Origin of the sequence: Aquimarina algiphila, from assembly GCF_007489275.1 — a bacterium.
GTDB classification, from domain to species: Bacteria; Bacteroidota; Bacteroidia; order Flavobacteriales; family Flavobacteriaceae; genus Aquimarina; species Aquimarina algiphila.
In genome coordinates, this window is the sequence record NZ_VLNR01000012.1 from 1 (window position 1) to 16,063 (window position 16,063).

Below are 16,063 nucleotides of genomic sequence, written 5' to 3' on the forward strand. Positions count from 1 at the left end.
TATATCCAAATTTTAAACGCGAACGTTGTTGTACAAATAATCCTGCATCAACTCCATCTGGTAAAAGGCTTCCAAAACCATTTAAATATTCTAACCGAGGCCTGATATCTGCATCAATACTTAATTCTTGACTTTTTCCTCTAAAAGCAAATACTACAAACAGTAATGTTGTTATCAATAACTTGTTTTTCATTTCAATAATTTTAGATTAGTTTAAAAATAGAACCTTAGGAAGTTAATTTATGTTTTGATAAAAGTACCCCCTGATTTAAATGTAAATTATGACTGATATCATTTTGTATTCCTCTGATTGTATTATTAATGATAATGTCATTTACTGAAATCAAAAATAAGTATTAATACTTATTTTTTATTGTTTTTATATGTAAAAATACTTAGTTTTATTTTTCAAATTTATAAAATTACTTAAGCGTTTTTGAAATATTCATATATTTGGATGCAGAAGAAGTTGCATTTTATGCTACATTTTAAATAAATAATACGCGATTATGATAAAAATAGTATTGGTTGACGATCATTTTATGGTAAGAGATGGCATTCGTGCTATTCTGGAAGATGAGGAACAATACAGTGTAGTGGGAGAAGCGTCAAATGGTCCAGAGGCTATTGAATTAGTTCAGTCTTTGAGTCCTGATATTGTTATCTGTGATATAAGAATGCCTCAGATGTCAGGTATAGAGGTTGTTCAAAAAATAACAGCACTAGATAATTCAGTAAGAACTATCATGTTGTCAATGCATGATTCTGATGAGTACATATTACAATCCATTAATGCGGGGGCAGAAGGTTATTTACTTAAAGATGCTGGCAAGGAAGAATTTCTTAAGGCCATTTCTGTGGTTAGTAAAGGAGATAAATATTTTAGTGGAGATGTATCTTCTATTTTGGTTAGAAGTATAAAAGGTAGTGATTCTTCAAATATTTCTGCAATAGATACTAATGTTGCAAAGAAACAATCATCTAAAGATTTGTTTGAATTAACTAAAAGAGAAGCTCAGATACTGCGCCTTGCTGTTTCTGGAATGACAAATAAAGACATAGCGCAGGAACTTAATATAAGTAAAAGAACAACAGAAGTACATCGTTTTAATCTTATGAAAAAGATGGGAGTTAAAAATGTATTGGAGCTTAATAATAAAGCTAGGGAATATGGAATGATTCCCTAGCTTTTTGAAGTAAAGTTTCAGAGGCTTTTGGATATTATTTCATAAACCCCTGTTATTTTATTAAAACTTTTGGTTAAGCTGTTAGTGGTATTAAAAACATCTTCAAGTGAAAAAGTTCCATTAAGAAATCCTTTTTTGTTAGCTTGAAATTTTTCCCATGTTGCCATTACATTACCAAGTTCTTCTTCGATTTCAGTTGTATTATAGCTATTGATTAATAAATCTCCAATAACCGAATCAAACTCATCAAAAATTTTATTCATTACATTTTTGTGCTCGTTTTTTTGATCAGGAAACATTAAAGAAGCTGTATAGTATAAGCAAAGTCTCTGTGATAACATTCGTTGCTTACCAGAGACATTAATTGTATTTGCAAGATCTTGATTTTTATTTTTAAAGAATTGATTATTGTATTTAGAACTTGTCTCTATGCTTAAAACTAGTTCATGAGATTTGCTTAGTAATGATGTATTTAACTTCATAACCTCTTCTGAGTTCATATAATTAGGTGGGGAACTTATAACTCCTTTAAACTTCACCCATGACTTTTTCACATCTTTTATAGAGAGCTTGATTGCTGAACTAGGCGCATTTTTACTTAATATATCTAATTGTTTTTCAAAAATAAACTTACTCGAATTAAGTTCCTTTTTGATTTCTTCGCTATCAATTCCTTTAGAGATCAATAAAAATGCTTTAGACATTTTTTGTGATAACATTCGTTGTTTTCCTGATATGTTTATGGCTTTATTGTAGCTAATTGATCCATAATCTTGAGATTGAGAGAATGAATTAGAGGTAATTAATAATATCGTAAAAATAGAAATGAATAGGGTTTTTGGTTTTTTGAGTAAATATTTTAATGTCATATAGAATGATTTAGGTTTTAATATTTTTTAAGTAAATATACTTATTTTTTAATTCCTGTCAAATAATTATTTTTTTATTATTCATGAGAGTTTAGAAGGAGTAATCTGCTAGTGCTTATTTAAGACTTGTTTAACGGAAAAACCATGTTAAAAGTGGAAAAAGACCTTATTTTATTGATAGTTATGCTATTATTTTGGTAATGAGTATTGATCGATTTATAATTTTTTTCGACTCAAATTATCGAATACTCAATTTGTGATACCGAATATTTTGTAATAGATAATAATGAGTCAAATACGTGTTTTTTGTTATGTAAATTAAGTAATAATACTTAGTTTTGAATAATCCTATTTAATAAAATTCTCAAAACACAGAATTATGAAAAAAGTACATTTTAAAATTATAATAATTATTACCACTATGGCATTAATGTCTTGTGGGGGAGAAAAGAAAAAGGAAATAGCTTCAAGTGATTCTTCTGTAGAAGAATCATCAAAATTGCTTATAGAAAAGCCTCAATTGACTTTTGGTTTTATAAAATTAACCGATATGGCACCTCTTGCTATTGCAAAAGAAAAAGGTTTTTTTGAAGATGAAGGTTTATTTGTTTCTGTTGAAGCACAATCTAACTGGAAAAATGTATTAGACCGAGTGATCGATGGTCAATTGGATGGCTCTCATATGTTAGCGGGACAACCAATAGCAGCTGGTGCAGGATTTGGAAGGCAAGCTGAGTTGGTAACTCCATTTTCTATGGATTTAAATGGAAATGGTATTACTGTTTCTAATGATGTTTGGTCAAAAATGAAGCCTAATGTTCCTGTCGGAGAAGATGGTAAACCGATTCATCCGATATCGGCAACCGCTCTTAAACCAGTAATTGATTCTTATAAAGATGAAGGAAAAGCTTTTAAGATGGGAATGGTGTTTCCTGTATCAACTCATAATTATGAAATTAGATACTGGCTCGCGGCAGCCGGAATTAATCCAGGGATGTATTCTAAAGAAAATATACAAGGACAAATTGATGCTGAAGTGTTATTGTCTGTAACTCCACCACCACAAATGCCAGCTACACTTGAAGCGGGAACAATTTATGGATATTGTGTAGGTGAGCCTTGGAATCAACAAGCTGTTTTTAAGGGGATTGGTGTGCCTGTAACTACAAATTATGACATCTGGAAAAACAATCCGGAAAAAGTGTTTGTGATGACTAAGAAATTTATTGAGAAATACCCTAATACGGCTGTAGCAGTTACAAAAGCATTAATTAGAGCGGGAAAATGGCTGGATGCTCCTGGTAATCGTAAAGAAGCTGTTAAGATTTTATCTATGCCCGGATATGTAGGTGCAGATGAAGTAGTATTGGCTAATTCAATGACTGGTACATTTGAATTTGAGAAAGGTGATAAAAGAGAAATGCCAGATTTTAATGTATTCTATCGCTATGATGCAACATATCCTTTCTATTCTGATGGAATTTGGTTCTTGACTCAGATGAGAAGATGGGGGCAAATCCCAGAAAGTAAACCAGTAGAATGGTATGAGAAAACAATCAAAGATATTTACCGACCAGATATATGGAAAAAAGCTGCTAACCTATTAGTGTCAGAAGGGCATTTAGAAGCATCAGAATTGCCAGAAACAGATGGTTATAAACCAGCAACGACAGATTTTATTGATGGTAAAAAGTTTGATGCCAAAGATCCTATAGGGTATATAAACAGTTTTAATATAGGAAATAAAGAAAGTGAAGAAGGTGTTTCGAACATCGAATAATGAAATGATGCGTCACTAAAATATCAAATATAGCAATCGATCATTAAGTATCATATATAAACTTAATGGTTGATTGTTAGAAAATTTAAAAATATAAAAACGACAACAGATGAAAGATAGATCAATCCATGTCCTAAATTTTGTGGGATTAGGTTTTTTTGAACCAGCAATTAGATTGGCGACAGGTGAAGAAGTACAGAAAAATTTGGTCATATTGTTTAAGAAAGTGTTTTTGCCAATCTTATCGGTGGGATTATTTTTGATCGTGTGGCATTCTGGAGCAACGTATTTGTATAATATAGAAAAGGATGCACGTATAGAAAAGGCTCTCGTAGATAGAGGAGAAGCAGCGGCTAATGAAATGAGAGTATGTATCGAATCAGGAGATGTTAGTTGTCAGCCTAATACATTACCATCACCAACTCAGGTATGGACAGCTTATAAATCATTATTAGCAGATCATAGAATTATTGCAGAAAAGAAATCTGCTTTTGCTGATAAGGTCGCAGCTACTAATGAAAAAAGAGAAGCGCAAGGTCTCGATGCTATTAAATATACTGGTAGGCCATCATTTGTAGACCAGATTTTCACAAGTTTGAAAACCGTTTTTGCTGGATTTTTATTAGCTTTTTTTATAGCAGTTCCTATTGGGATTATGTTAGGATTAAGTGAGACATTAAGGTCTTCAGTGAATTGGTTGATACAGATTTTTAAACCTGTTTCTCCAGTGGTGTGGTTACTCTTGGTTTTCATGATCGTAAAAACGTTAACAAAAAACTCAGATACAGACAGCTCATTTATTATTTCATTTATTAGTGTAGGACTTTGTTCTATGTGGGCGACATTGGTAAATACCAGTATGGGGGTTTCGTCGGTGGATAAAGACTATATTAATGTTGCTAAGGTTCTTCAGCTTAGTGTTGGTCAAAAAGTATTTAAAATCATTTTACCATCTTCTTTTCCATTAATTTTTACTGGATTGCGAATTACATTATCTGTAGCTTGGATGGTGTTAATTGCTATAGAATTATTAGCACAAAGCCCGGGATTAGGATCATTTGTTTGGGAAGAGTTTCAGAATGGAGCAAACGATTCAAATTCTAAAATCATAGTAGCGATGTTCGTAATAGGTGTCATAGGATTCTTATTAGATAGAATTATGCTTACGATACAAAAATTCGTAACATTTACAGAAGAAACTGCTTAAGAAAAAAATATGGCATACATAGAATTAAGAAATGTATCAAAATCTTTTGGTACCGGAAAAAACAAGACACAGGTATTGTCTAATATCAATCTCGAAATCGAAGAAGGTGAGTTTGTGGCAATTGTCGGATTTACAGGAAGTGGAAAAACAACATTAATTAACATTATTTCCGGATTAATCATGCCAGATGAAGGTGAAGTGCTGTTTAAAGGTGAGCCTGTAACAGGACCTAGTCATGAACGTGGAGTGATTTTTCAGAATTATTCATTATTGCCTTGGCTTAATGTCAAAAATAATGTTGGTATGGCTGTAAAAGAAGCGTTTAAAAAAATGTCAAGAAAAGATAGGACTAAGCGTGTCGAAGAATATGTAGAGATGGTAAGCCTGTCTCCTGCAATTCATAAATTACCAAAAGAACTATCCGGGGGAATGCGTCAAAGGGTTTCGGTAACCAGAGCATTATCGATGAGTCCAGATGTGATCCTTATGGATGAACCTCTTAGTGCACTAGATGCTCTTACAAGGGGAAATCTACAGCAGGAAATCCTAAAAATTTGGAATAAAGATAAGAAGACAGCTTTGTTGATTACTAATGATGTAGATGAAGGAATTTTGATGGCTGATCGAATTATACCTCTTAAACCAGGGCCTAAAGCTACATTGGGACCAGAATATAAGGTTAATTTAGAACGCCCAAGGGATAAAACCGCATTAAATCATAATGAGGAGTATAAAAAATTGCGTAATAGTATTATGGAGTACTTGATACAAATAGGAGAACAACGTAACTCTAAAAAAGAGAATAATTATGTGTTACCCGATATCAAGCCTAGAATCAAACCAATACCTTTCAGAGGATTAATTTTTAATTAAAACACAACATATATGAAAGAAATACTGGAAAAACCTGTGATAAGAAGAACTGATAATGGGTTGTTTGAGGATAAATATATGATGGATATTTCTCAACTCACAAAAATCTATCCAACACCTAATGGAGATTATGTCGTCTTAGACGATTTGGATTTGAAAATTAAACATGAGGAATTCGTTTCTATAATAGGTCATTCAGGATGTGGTAAATCTACATTGCTCACTATGATTGCAGGACTTAATCCTATTTCCAGAGGTACAATTGTTGTAAATAATCAAACTATAAAAGGACCAGGTCCAGATAGAGGGGTGATTTTTCAATCTCCAAGTCTTTTACCTTGGATGACTGCTTATGAGAATGTAATGCTTGGTGTAAAGCAGGTTTTTTCGCATGGGACAAAAAGAGATAGAGATGATATTGTAAAGTACTATTTGGCCAAAGTTGGACTTGAAGATGCAATGTATAAAAAGGCAAAAGAACTCTCACAGGGTATGCAACAACGTGTGGGTATTGCAAGAGCATTTGCAATAAAGCCAAAGGTTTTGTTGTTGGATGAGCCTTTCGGGATGTTGGATTCTTTAACAAGAGGAGAATTGCAAGATGTATTGATCGAAGTTTGGAATCAGGAAAAAATTACAGCTATTATGATTACTCATGATGTTGATGAATCCATATTTTTGGCAGATAGAGTGATTATGATGACTAGTGGTCCAAGAGCAAAAGTGGGTGATATTCTGGAAATAGATTTTGAAAGACCACGACTTAGAAAAAATGTATTAGACCATCCTGACTACTATAAATATAGAGAGCATCTTATTAATTTTTTAGAACATTAATATGTATGGGTTTGAAATTTTTTGCAAATGAGTAATTACGATATTTGAAATATATAAACCTTATTATTTTGTTTCTTTTAAATTGTATCCTTAGTACTTATGAATATCATAATAATAGATAGTATTACGTAATTATAAGCCCTTCTAAATTTTTATTTTAAGTATTTGTACTTAGTTTTGATTTGAATTTGTTCATTTAATGCCTTTGATACGAAAAAATCAAAGAATCAAAACTAAGTAATCATGAATATCGAGAATAAGTCTACTACATTACAACTGTTAAATTTTAAAAGTCTACCGATCCGAACGTTTTGGATCACTTCAATTGCATTTTTTCTATGTTTCTTTGCATGGTTTGGTATTGTGCCATTTATGCCTGATGTAGTTAGAGATTTAGGATTGACTCCTGATCAAAAATGGAATTCTATAATTGTAGCCGTTTCTGGAACAGTGTTTGCCAGATTATTGATTGGTAAATTATGTGATAAATATGGTCCTCGAATTTGTTATACATGGCTGCTAACTTTGGGGGCTATACCGGTGATCTTACTTGGTTTTGTACAAACGCCTATACAATTTATTGTTTGTAGATTGTTTATAGGTTTTATTGGTGCTTCGTTTGTGATTACACAATTTCATACTTCTATAATGTTTGCACCAAATATTGTTGGTACAGCTAATGCTACATCGGCTGGATGGGGTAATTTGGGTGGTGGAGCTAATCGCTTGGGGATGCCTTTAATTGCAGCAGCTGTTGTGAGCTTTGGGATAGCAGAAACAGAGGCATGGAGGTATAGTATGATTGTTGCAGGAGTGGTATGTTTTTTAATGGGAATTGTGTATTTTTTCTTTACAAAAGATACGCCTAATGGTAACTATAAGGAGTTAAAGGCAAAAGGAGAAATACTACAGTCCAAAAAGGATGAAGTTCGTTTTTTGGAAGCAATAAAAGATTACCGAGTTTGGTTGCTTTTTTTGGTGTATGCTGCTTGTTTTGGGATGGAGTTAACAGTGTACGGTACTATGGATGATTATCTTCAAAATACATTTCAATTAGAAAGAATTACAGCAGGTAACTTAGTGATGTCGTTTGCACTAATGAATATTTTTGCCAGAACTTTAGGTGGTTTCTTCGGTGATAAGTTTGGTAAATTAAAAGGTTTGAAGGGAAGAGTTATATTTTTAGCAATTATTTTGGGAGTTGAAGGGCTTATGTTATCTTTGTTTTCGGGTATGACAGGACTGACCTTTGGGATTGTTTTTCTGGTTGGTTTTAGCTTGACAGTTCAAATGGCCGAGGGAGCTACTTTTTCAGTTGTTCCTTTTATTAATAAAAAAGCTATAGGTTCTATTTCTGGTATTGTAGGTGCTGGTGGAAATGTAGGTGCTTTTGTTGCCGCATTGGTGTTAAAGTCAAAATCTGCTTTTGCAGAAAAAGTTGCGATAGCAGAAAACCAAGATCTCGGAGTTGATGCTGTGAACGCAGCACAAGCGTTAGCTTCATCAGAGGCAGTTTCGAGTGGGTATTTTATTATAGGAATTTTTGTTGTGTTTACTGCTGTTATGACACTTGCAATTAAATTCTCAACAGAAGATGAAAAAGAAGTGCAAAAGGAAATGAAAAATATTCCTGCGTACAATTAAAGTATAAAAATTTAGTGTTGAAACCTTAAAGAATAAGTAGCTTTAAGTGTTTCTTGTGTTGCCGGTCACAGTTTGTTTGTGACCGGTTTTTTTGTTTGATGTATTTAGAGTTAATTGTGATCAAATCACTGTAATTCTTACATAAGAATATTATCTTGTTAATAACCTAACAAAAGGTTTTAACTTCAGTTTTAAATAGCTATTGTATCCTTCCTTTTTGAAATTAAAAACTGCTTCTAATGAATGGCTTTTCGTTAGTTTATTAATGCTTTATAATAATTACAAAATTTGTTTTGTCCTTAACAGAGTTGAAAATACGGTTATAGTTTTTAAGTTTGTTTTGTTTTGATTGTGTATTGTAGTTAACTTTTTTATTCATAGTTTACAAGAATCTCTTTCTTAACTACAGGTTTTTTAAGTAATGGAATAATGATAATTATAAGGATAATTGGAATTATGATATAAATCCATTTAGGGATAGGAAATGGATCACCTTTTGCATAAGAATGTAATCCTGATAGATAGTAATTTACTCCAAAAAAGGTCATAATAAGGCTACTTAATGCTAGCAGACTACAAACATTATATATATAGATAATTTTTAGGAATAATAATTCTGATGTGTAGTACAAACGAATATATGATTATACTTATTAAAGCCCAGGTTTCTTTAGGATCCCAACCCCAATATCTTCCCCAGGATTCGTTAGCCCAGACTCCTCCTAAGAAAGTTCCGATTGTAAGCAAGTATAAACCAATTGTGCTAGTAAGTTGATTGGTATTGGTTAATTCTTGAATTGTATTTTCTGTTTCTTGTTTATGTATTAACGTGCTAATACACATTATGAGCAAGGTAATTAATGAAAGTAAAGATCCTAATGCAAGAAACCCATAACTGGCTGTTATCACCGCTACGTGAATTAAAAGCCAATAAGATTTTAGAACAGGAACCAAGTTTGTAATTTCAGGGTTCATTAGACTACCATGTGCTATTCCAAGTAAGCATATTGCTAATATTGCTGCTGCTGCAGGAGTAAATGAGTTGTTTTTTGAAAAAATAAAACCTGCTAACATTCCTATCCAAGCAATAAAAATACTAGCTTCATACCCGTTACTCCACGGAGCATGACCTGATATATACCATCTTAATCCAATTCCAAGTGCATGTAAGATGAATACACTTATTAATAAAAAGATGACTACTTTAATAATTTTTTGGATTGTTGATTTATGTTTTTTTAATATTCTTACAAAACACAATAGCATCAGTATACTGCCAAAGCAAGTATATCCTATAAGAGACCATAAAAAGATATGATTTTTGTTGAACCAAATTTCTGTATTTACCTTTTTTTCGGATAGTAAAATAGCTTTTCCATTTTTTTGCTGAAAACTTTTTATCAGTTCGATGACTTCATTTGCTTTTTGCCAATTTCCTTTTTCAATTCCTAAATCCAGGTAAGAAAAATAAGTAGGAATTATTTTACTAATAAAATGTTTATCGTCTTTGTTAAATTCAATTTCAGAAGCTACAGGGGAATACCAGGTTAAGTCTGGATCATCTATTTTTGGAAAAATTTTTAAGAATTGACCATTAAAAATACTCCAAACAATATTTAGTCTTTCGTCTATTTTAATGATATCCTTATCAAATATTGTTCTTTTTCCGGGAGGTTTAGCATAGGCAGAAGAAACTAATGATTTCAATTTATATATTCCTTTGAAATCAAAAAATTGCGAAGCACTAACATGTCCGGACGGATTGATTTTTATTAAATCTTTTAAAGCAGGGATCGCTTTTTTTTCAATTTTAATAAAATCTAATAACTGCCAGGAATCTGGTTTATATTGCATTCCGATGAACACTTGTATGGGGGTCAATTGCTTTTTTTGATTTTCTTTATCAACATAGATAAAACTATTTTTTCCATGTATTTTTCTTATTAATTCTAGGGCTAATGTGCTGATAGGTTTGATTCGACCTTGAAAATCCTGAACCTGGATCGCTGCAAATTTTTCAGAATGCTGGGTGTCAATATATTGTCTATTGACAAGCTCATATGGTTTTAGCCTATGCAATTGTTGTCCCTGTAGAGTGTTTAATGTTGCTAAAATTAAACTTATGATGCTATATATAATGGTTTTTTTCAACGTAGTAGTTTTAGTGTTAATCCGAAATGAGAATTTTTCCAGAATAGACTTAATAGCATACCAAAGGCTAATAAACTATAACCTATATAGGTAATAAATGTTCCCCAATAATCACGATTTACAGAAAGGATAGTACCACTTTCGTCGGGTAAATATGCAGATTGAAAAAATCTATAACCTTTATAATTCAAAACGTTATTCATAAATATTGAATAATTCAACAACTTGTTTTTTTCTTGAATTTCTATATCGCTATAAAATGCTGATGGACTATTTGATCCCGGATAACGTTCTAGCTTGAAATCTTTTAAAAAAATTGAAAAAGGAAGTTTAATGGGTTTGGCACCATATCTTAGCTTTAGATGAATACCATTAATGAAAAAAGTATTGAAGGGGTTCATATAACCGGGACCACCAAATAATGTAATTTCTTTATGGTCGGCTCCAGATGTTGCAGAAATAATAATAGCAGCCTCAGGATTCTTTATTTTTGAGTTTTTTTCCTTGGAAACAATGATTCGAACTTTGTTTTCGACTATTTCATTAAATACAACGGGAGTGTTGTTTATCTGGCTGAGTGCTTTAAATTGAATAGGAGTAAGTTGATCTTTTGGGTAAGAATCGATTTTATTAGTCAACATGGAAAAATAATCGGTAACCTCTGGAAAAGAGGCGTGCCAAATTTCCTTTTTTTTGGTAACGAGAATATCAGTTTTGAGTTTGTTTTGTGTATTAAAGGCAATAGATATTCCATAAATGGTTTCACGAGTTCCCTCCTGGATATAAAAATCTTTTCTATTTTCGTTTTCAGCAATTACAATATGTAAATAGGTATGCCCAGAGATTGTGTCTTTCAGTTCATATTTAGCTCTGGGAATATATTTTTTTAATTTGAGTTCGATTTTTTTTTCTTCAAGATCAATACTTTCTGTTATATTGTTAAAGCCTAATTCGCTCATTAGTATTGGTTTGCTGATGTGATTTTTATTTATAGTACCATTACCGGCAATTACCTGAAGATAATTATCAATAGAGATCATTCTGTCATTAGATTCTCCTTCTTTGATAGTAATTAATGCCTCATAACCTCTATAACGAGTAATTCCGGCTCCCAAGATGATGATTATAAAAGCAAGATGAAATAGTAATATTGGAGCTTTTTGTACACTAAAAAGATTATATTTTGTGATATTACCTATAAAATTGATTACCAATAGAAGCAATAATATTTCGAACCATTTAGCATGATATACCAAAGCTTTTGCAGTTTCTGTGTTATAATCGTTTTCTAGAAAAGTAGCTATAGCCATTGATATTGCGAATATGAGTAGTAATAACCCACTAAATCGACTAGAAAAAAGAGTATTTAATATGTATTTCAATTAATTCGTAATTAGTTGTTAATTGTGCATTCCTGTTTGTACCCATTTCTTGATGAGTTCAATATTGCAGCTATCTATTTTGACACCTTTTTTATAAGGCATGGCGATATAACCTGTGGCATGGGTAATAGACCCAATAAGAACTCCAGACTCCCCCATTTTTTTTAGACTTTCGTAGTCAAATATTTTATTTCTGGAAGCTTTTGTTTTATAAACATCCTGGGCATGACATAAAAAACAATCTGTTTCTATAATAGTTTTGATCTGTTTTGTATAAGTGATTTTTTCTGGAATCTGGCAAGAAACTTTTTCTTTACAAGAGTTTAGAATCGATATAGTTAAAAAAAGATAAAGAAAAATGACTTTTTTTGAGTTCATAATAACATGCTTTTATTTTGAATTGGTATACTTGGTTTTTATTTTTAACCATTCATCTTCACTAAGAGGTAAATGCTTTTTTTTCGAAGAAAAAGGATCTTTTCCTCCTTTCAGATAATTTTGTATTTCTTGTAGTGGAATAGTATCTTCTATTTTTTCTGCTAATTTGTATAGGTGATTACCATGAAAGTCATGACATTGTAAACAGGTATTCCACTGTTTATTAGAGATAAGAGTACTGTGAGGAACATCTATGGGGTCATTTTTGACTTCTAAATCGTAGTGGCAATTGATACAAAAGTTAGCCTCGGCAAGAACAACTCTTGTGTCATTGTGCTCTCTATGGCAAGTTTCGCATTGTGTGGCGTCAATATTGGCAATGGCATCTTTGAATTTGGGTTCTAGAAATCGATGTGTTGGGTGTCTGTCATTTGGACGATCATGGCATGCTATACATTTCTTATTATCAACATTTTGTGTTCCAAAATCAACTTTAGTTTTTCTGGCGCCAAAAGTGTAAGCCATATTGGACTGTAACTGCTGAATTAAACTCCCTTTAGCATCAGTATGGCAAGCACTGCAGGATAAACCTTCGTGACCAGTATTAAGAGGTCCTAAACTTAGAAAATCTTCTGTCTGCTTTAAAGGGAGAATTATATATGCAACAATTGTAATTGTAATTCCAATTAGTGTACCTATGTATTGTCTTTTCCGTAATGGGTTTCTGTTAAGCATGTGTTTGTCTAATCGTTAATAAAACTTATGCTTACATTATTTGATCTAGGAAAACTTATACAAGTAAGTATATGTCCTTCTGCTACTTCTTCTTCTGAAAGAAAATGACCATCTATCATTTTTACTGAACCAGATATACATTTTGCTTTGCAACTATTACACATCCCTGATCTACATGAATAAGGTAGCATAATATTATTGGACATTGCAGCTTGCAATATTGTTTTATCTCCTTTGACATCAAGTGTATGTTTGTTGTTATCATGATATATCGTTACAGAGCTTTCTAGTTTTTTTGCATCACTTGATGTAATGAGAGTAGTGCTGAAAGCTTCTAGTTTGATTTTGTCTCTGGTAATTCCTTTTTCTAAAAGAATTTCTTTAGCTTTATCCATAAACCCATGAGGTCCGCACATCATATATTTACCATCTTCATATGTTGTATGATGTTTTTTTAAGATACTATCGACAAGCTCTTTGTTTAATAAGTCTTGGTGATAATTAGGCTTGTCTGAATTCTTTTTTTCCAGGATATGTTCTACGACAAAGGAATTAGGGTGTTTCTTTTCTAAGTTTTCAATTGCTTTTTTGAAAATAGTAGATTCCTCATTTCTATTGGAGTAAATTAGAATTATTTTTGATAAAGGTTCTTTTTCTAACACTGTTTTAATAATAGAAAAGATGGGGGTTATTCCGCTACCTGCGGCAAATAGTATGTAGTTGAATTGAGTATTTTTGTTTGGTACTACATAAAAACTACCAGCAGGTTTTTCTACTTCTATTTTTTGCCCTGGTTTTAGTATATCACAGATATAATTAGAGACCAGACCTTTTTCAACTTTTTTCACAGTAATTTTTAAAAAATCATCTGTTACAGGGCTGCTGCTAAATGAGTAAGCTCTTTTTTCAATTTTGTTTTTAATGGGGATTTTTACAGTAAGAAATTGACCGGCTTTGTATTTTATTTTATTAAAAAAAAGATTGTTTTTTAATATTACGCTTACAGCATCTTTTGTTTCCGGTATTATATCTTTAACAGTTAATAACATGTGATTTATTTTTTATTTATAATAAAAGACTACACCTATATGAAAAAGGACTAAAAAAGTAATGAAGAACGAAAGTGCTACATGTGTTATCATCCAAGATTGAAATACCCAGTTTTTTGTACTTTTTATAATATCTAAATTAATAGTTCCTAGTATCATATTGATGAAAAATATATAGGATAAAAGAGCTAAATAACCGTATCCAAATTCCATAGCGTGGAGATAGAAAAAAATGGGAGATAAGATACCGATCCACTTATGAATGTATGTGAATTGTATCGCATACATTCTTAGTTTTTTTGATATTCTTGTAAACGTAAGTATCCATTGAAACAGTATGAATGCGCTAACAAATGCTCCAGACCATCGCTTATAATTTTCATTAAGCTGTAAGTCATATAATATAGTCCATCTAATATTAAGAATGTATTGCAGTATATATGCTAAGAATAGTATACTGCCAATAAGTACAAAGCTCCCTGTTTTTTTCACTTTTGTTGAATTCGTTAATTAGAGACTAGATAATGGCTCTTTCTCTTGTTAGAGTCTACTAATAATTTTTCAAAACTTTTATATGAAGTTAATTTTCTAACACTATCAATGAATACCTCAGCAGTTGGAAGATAAAATCCTTTAGAAGGCCACTTATCTCCTATAGATGGTTTTGTACTATCTATTTTAAAACCTGCTATTTCGTCAAGATATGCTGTGTATATTGCTTTTGTTCCGTTTCGATATGCCTTAATAACATCAATTGCTTCTTTATATGAGAGAGAATCTGAAGGATATTGCCAGGTGGTTGCACCCATTACATCTCCAAGTTTCCAATCAGTCTTTGTCGTGTTTTTATGTTCATTATGACAATTTACACAAGGAGCAGCAACTGCTAAATCTGCAAACATGGATGTATATAGTTTTTGATCTTCCTCAAAAAAATGTTGAGGCTCTTTGTCAGTTTTTATTTTTTCAAAGAGTTCTGCTTGTTTTCCTGTGAACTTATTTGATGCATTGATAGGAAAATCTGATCCTAAATAGAGACCTAAGGGAACTGCACTTTTTCTTATGTCTGATGATATTCCTCTTAAAAATAAAGCGGGAAGAGGACCAGCTTCTATTTCGTCATCTTGCCAGTCTTCATCAAATTTTAATCCTTGTTTTTTACCTGCTCCAACAATCCCTTTGGTGTATAATGTTCTAGTAATATCATTTTCTTCTGCTATTAGAGTCAAAATTTCTGAAACAGCAAATACTTTATTAGATTGGGTAGTTGAAGATTTTTCTTCTGGAACACCGCCACATGATTGAAGGAACACAATGCTATTTATTGCCAAAAGAAAAACCAAATTTTTAATACCGTAACGATTCATACATTTGTTTTTTTAGATGAGTGTTTTTATTATTTTGTAGCTATAAAGAGAGTTGTGTTAAACAACTTCTCCATATGCAGCTGTTTTCATTACTGAAGCCATTACGGTATAAGTATCAGTCCAAGCTTCTTTTACTTCTGGAGTAAAATCTTCTCCAAGTCCTATGGATAAGGTTTCTAGTAATGCAGCACCAACAGTATCATAGTGAGAGGCTTCTACATTATAGCTAACATGGTTTTTTCCTAAGTTCTCTAGTATTGGGATTAGTTTATCTAGATTAGTTAAGCCTGCAACAGCCGAAGCAAGCATAGTCATTAGTTTATTGCCTTGTCCCTTCATAGCTTCAGGATTTGCGGTAGGAAATAACTTTTCTAAATCAGAATCCAATTCAAAAAGCTTATCATAAAATATTTTTGCAGCTGTCTCTGCTATTGGGGCAATTTTTTCAAAAGAGGACTGTACTAATTCAATTGTTCTTTTTTCCATAATTACATTGTTTACAATTTTAAAATAAATACTTAAGTATTAATACTTAATTTTGATCAAATATATCTGAACTAAACATAAATAACAAATATGAAATATTCAATAAAAGTTGATTTTT

16 protein-coding genes and 1 pseudogene are annotated in these 16,063 nt (G+C 31.8%); 6 read left to right on the plus strand and 11 right to left on the minus strand.

Annotation, left to right across the window (positions count from 1 at the left end; genetic code table 11):
• Positions 1 to 193, minus strand: a pseudogene (locus tag FOF46_RS07695) (alginate export family protein); the annotation flags it as partial.
• A 316-nt stretch (positions 194 to 509) separates the two neighbouring features.
• Here FOF46_RS07695 and FOF46_RS07700 point away from each other — a divergent pair.
• Complete coding sequence (locus tag FOF46_RS07700; RefSeq protein ID WP_143916061.1) at positions 510 to 1,187, plus strand: response regulator; 678 nt, start codon at positions 510 to 512, stop codon at positions 1,185 to 1,187.
• 17 nt (positions 1,188 to 1,204) lie between these two features.
• On the opposite strand, the gene FOF46_RS07705 is transcribed toward FOF46_RS07700, so the two are convergent.
• Complete coding sequence (locus tag FOF46_RS07705; protein WP_143916062.1) at positions 1,205 to 2,056, minus strand: type IV pili methyl-accepting chemotaxis transducer N-terminal domain-containing protein; 852 nt, start codon at positions 2,054 to 2,056, stop codon at positions 1,205 to 1,207.
• Between the two features lie 379 nt (positions 2,057 to 2,435).
• Here FOF46_RS07705 and FOF46_RS07710 point away from each other — a divergent pair, with 379 nt between their 5' ends.
• The 5 genes from FOF46_RS07710 to FOF46_RS07730 all read left to right on the plus strand — a co-directional run bounded on the left by FOF46_RS07710 (position 2,436) and on the right by FOF46_RS07730 (position 8,397).
• Entirely contained in the window at positions 2,436 to 3,836 is a 1,401-nt protein-coding gene (locus tag FOF46_RS07710) for a CmpA/NrtA family ABC transporter substrate-binding protein (protein WP_109436474.1), read from the plus strand.
• Between the two features lie 109 nt (positions 3,837 to 3,945).
• Positions 3,946 to 5,043: an ABC transporter permease gene (locus tag FOF46_RS07715; protein WP_143916063.1), complete on the plus strand. Its 1,098-nt coding sequence runs from the start codon at positions 3,946 to 3,948 to the stop codon at positions 5,041 to 5,043.
• 9 nt (positions 5,044 to 5,052) lie between these two features.
• Complete coding sequence (locus FOF46_RS07720; protein ID WP_143916064.1) at positions 5,053 to 5,916, plus strand: ABC transporter ATP-binding protein; 864 nt, start codon at positions 5,053 to 5,055, stop codon at positions 5,914 to 5,916.
• A gap of 12 nt (positions 5,917 to 5,928) precedes the next feature.
• Entirely contained in the window at positions 5,929 to 6,753 is an 825-nt protein-coding gene (locus FOF46_RS07725; RefSeq protein WP_109436477.1) for an ABC transporter ATP-binding protein, read from the plus strand.
• A gap of 243 nt (positions 6,754 to 6,996) precedes the next feature.
• Positions 6,997 to 8,397: an MFS transporter gene (locus FOF46_RS07730; RefSeq protein WP_109436478.1), complete on the plus strand. Its 1,401-nt coding sequence runs from the start codon at positions 6,997 to 6,999 to the stop codon at positions 8,395 to 8,397.
• Positions 8,398 to 8,768: 371 nt separating this feature from the next.
• Here FOF46_RS07730 and FOF46_RS31440 read toward each other — a convergent pair whose 3' ends face one another.
• Genes FOF46_RS31440 through FOF46_RS07770 form a run of 9 tightly spaced genes read right to left on the minus strand, consistent with a single transcriptional unit; the run spans position 8,769 to position 15,945 of the window.
• On the minus strand, positions 8,769 to 8,945 hold the full coding sequence (locus tag FOF46_RS31440; protein WP_167571771.1) for a hypothetical protein: 177 nt from the start codon (positions 8,943 to 8,945) through the stop codon (positions 8,769 to 8,771).
• A 34-nt stretch (positions 8,946 to 8,979) separates the two neighbouring features.
• The gene (locus tag FOF46_RS07735; RefSeq protein ID WP_143916065.1) at positions 8,980 to 10,548 is read right to left on the minus strand and encodes a cytochrome c biogenesis protein; all 1,569 of its coding nucleotides are present in this window, start codon (positions 10,546 to 10,548) and stop codon (positions 8,980 to 8,982) included.
• On the minus strand, positions 10,545 to 11,930 hold the full coding sequence (locus tag FOF46_RS07740; protein WP_244299587.1) for a cytochrome c biogenesis ResB family protein: 1,386 nt from the start codon (positions 11,928 to 11,930) through the stop codon (positions 10,545 to 10,547). The genes FOF46_RS07735 and FOF46_RS07740 overlap by 4 nt, the downstream gene beginning before the upstream one ends.
• 18 nt (positions 11,931 to 11,948) lie before the next feature.
• On the minus strand, positions 11,949 to 12,308 hold the full coding sequence (locus tag FOF46_RS07745; protein ID WP_143916066.1) for a hypothetical protein: 360 nt from the start codon (positions 12,306 to 12,308) through the stop codon (positions 11,949 to 11,951).
• Between the two features lie 12 nt (positions 12,309 to 12,320).
• Positions 12,321 to 13,043, minus strand: a complete 723-nt coding sequence (locus FOF46_RS07750) for a cytochrome c3 family protein (protein WP_143916067.1) — start codon at positions 13,041 to 13,043, stop codon at positions 12,321 to 12,323.
• An 8-nt stretch (positions 13,044 to 13,051) separates the two neighbouring features.
• A complete protein-coding gene (locus FOF46_RS07755) occupies positions 13,052 to 14,092 on the minus strand; it encodes a ferredoxin--NADP reductase (protein WP_143916068.1) in 1,041 nt (346 codons plus the stop codon).
• A 12-nt stretch (positions 14,093 to 14,104) separates the two neighbouring features.
• A complete protein-coding gene (locus FOF46_RS07760; protein WP_109436484.1) occupies positions 14,105 to 14,584 on the minus strand; it encodes a hypothetical protein in 480 nt (159 codons plus the stop codon).
• A 14-nt stretch (positions 14,585 to 14,598) separates the two neighbouring features.
• Positions 14,599 to 15,459 (minus strand): c-type heme family protein, encoded by an 861-nt coding sequence (locus FOF46_RS07765; RefSeq protein ID WP_143916069.1) that lies wholly within the window; start codon positions 15,457 to 15,459, stop codon positions 14,599 to 14,601.
• Positions 15,460 to 15,516: 57 nt separating this feature from the next.
• Positions 15,517 to 15,945, minus strand: coding sequence for a globin family protein (locus FOF46_RS07770; RefSeq protein WP_143916070.1), 429 nt, complete (start codon positions 15,943 to 15,945; stop codon positions 15,517 to 15,519).
• Positions 15,946 to 16,063: the final 118 nt, after the last annotated feature.

What these genes read in the sequence shown, in the direction of transcription:
- FOF46_RS07720 (WP_143916064.1), top strand. Translation starts at nt 5,053, where the DNA reads ATGGCATACATAGAATTAAGAAATGTATCAAAATCTTTTGGTACCGGA.
- FOF46_RS07750 (WP_143916067.1), bottom strand. Translation starts at nt 13,043, where the DNA reads ATGCTTAACAGAAACCCATTACGGAAAAGACAATACATAGGTACACTA.
- FOF46_RS07715 (WP_143916063.1), top strand. Translation starts at nt 3,946, where the DNA reads ATGAAAGATAGATCAATCCATGTCCTAAATTTTGTGGGATTAGGTTTT.
- FOF46_RS31440 (WP_167571771.1), bottom strand. Translation starts at nt 8,945, where the DNA reads ATGACCTTTTTTGGAGTAAATTACTATCTATCAGGATTACATTCTTAT.
- FOF46_RS07755 (WP_143916068.1), bottom strand. Translation starts at nt 14,092, where the DNA reads ATGTTATTAACTGTTAAAGATATAATACCGGAAACAAAAGATGCTGTA.
- FOF46_RS07745 (WP_143916066.1), bottom strand. Translation starts at nt 12,308, where the DNA reads ATGAACTCAAAAAAAGTCATTTTTCTTTATCTTTTTTTAACTATATCG.
- FOF46_RS07725 (WP_109436477.1), top strand. Translation starts at nt 5,929, where the DNA reads ATGAAAGAAATACTGGAAAAACCTGTGATAAGAAGAACTGATAATGGG.
- FOF46_RS07765 (WP_143916069.1), bottom strand. Translation starts at nt 15,459, where the DNA reads ATGAATCGTTACGGTATTAAAAATTTGGTTTTTCTTTTGGCAATAAAT.
- FOF46_RS07705 (WP_143916062.1), bottom strand. Translation starts at nt 2,056, where the DNA reads ATGACATTAAAATATTTACTCAAAAAACCAAAAACCCTATTCATTTCT.
- FOF46_RS07770 (WP_143916070.1), bottom strand. Translation starts at nt 15,945, where the DNA reads ATGGAAAAAAGAACAATTGAATTAGTACAGTCCTCTTTTGAAAAAATT.
- FOF46_RS07700 (WP_143916061.1), top strand. Translation starts at nt 510, where the DNA reads ATGATAAAAATAGTATTGGTTGACGATCATTTTATGGTAAGAGATGGC.
- FOF46_RS07710 (WP_109436474.1), top strand. Translation starts at nt 2,436, where the DNA reads ATGAAAAAAGTACATTTTAAAATTATAATAATTATTACCACTATGGCA.
- FOF46_RS07730 (WP_109436478.1), top strand. Translation starts at nt 6,997, where the DNA reads ATGAATATCGAGAATAAGTCTACTACATTACAACTGTTAAATTTTAAA.